The organism is Mesorhizobium sp. M7A.F.Ca.US.006.01.1.1, assembly GCF_003997935.1.
Taxonomy (GTDB): Bacteria; Pseudomonadota; Alphaproteobacteria; order Rhizobiales; family Rhizobiaceae; genus Mesorhizobium.
In genome coordinates this window covers 1-904 of the sequence record NZ_RZQL01000506.1, presented here as the reverse complement: position 1 = coordinate 904, position 904 = coordinate 1, and the positions used below count along the sequence as shown (strand labels likewise).

The window sequence follows — 904 nt, the reverse complement described above, 5'->3', positions numbered from 1 at the left end:
GGAGTTGCTCGCGCCCGCAATGTCGACCGTGAGGGTGCCGGCGCCGTTGTTGAGGATGTTCGCCGCGTCGCCGGTCCCGCCGACGAAGCCGCCGACGCCGGTCACCGAGATGTCGCCGCCGCCGCCGGTCCCGCCGATCAGGGTCAGGCCGTTGGTCGCCCCGGTCACTGCCTCGAGGACGCTTACGCTCACTGCATTGTTACCGGTCGCCACAATACCCTCGGCGAGGGTGCCGGTGATCGTGCCGGTGGCAGTGACGCCAACCGTGCCCGTGCCATTGTTGGTGGCCACGATGCCCGTCGTGCCGGAGACATTGTTCGCGCTCATGTCAACCGCGCCCGCGCCAGCTCCGGCGTGCCAGGCTACGATCGCCGTGTTGCCGGTGGCGGTGACATCGCGCGCTGCCACTATTACATGGCTGCCGACCGATGCGGCAAAGATGCCGTTGCCGGTGGTCGCGGCAATTGGACCCCCTGCGACCACCGTCGTCCTGCCCGTGCCGAGATTCTCGGCGTCGATGCCGAACCGGGCGTCAATCGACCCGTTGGTGGTCACCTCGATATTGCCGGTTGCCGCACCTGGAACGATCACCGCCACCAAACCGGCGTTACCCGCCTGAAGGTCGCCATTGGCGGTCACCGCGATGTTGCCGGTCAGCGACTGGCTCTGCGCATCGATCGCATCTTTGCCGAGCGCCAGTGCGGTCACAGCACCCGTGGTGACGCCAATGTCGCCGCCAAGCGCTGTATCGCGAACGTAAATGCCATGGCCGCCGGCGGAGTTGCTCGCGCCCGCAATGTCGACCGTGAGGGTGCCGGCGCCGTTGTTGAGGATGTTCGCCGCGTCGCCGGTCCCGCCGACGAAGCCGCCGACGCCGGTCACCGAGATGTCGCCGCCGCCGCCG

The 904-nt window shown here is 68.3% G+C and carries 1 pseudogene; it reads right to left on the bottom strand.

The features are described 5' to 3' along the window. Positions 1 to 904: pseudogene (locus EN943_RS37180) on the bottom strand (autotransporter outer membrane beta-barrel domain-containing protein); the annotation flags it as partial.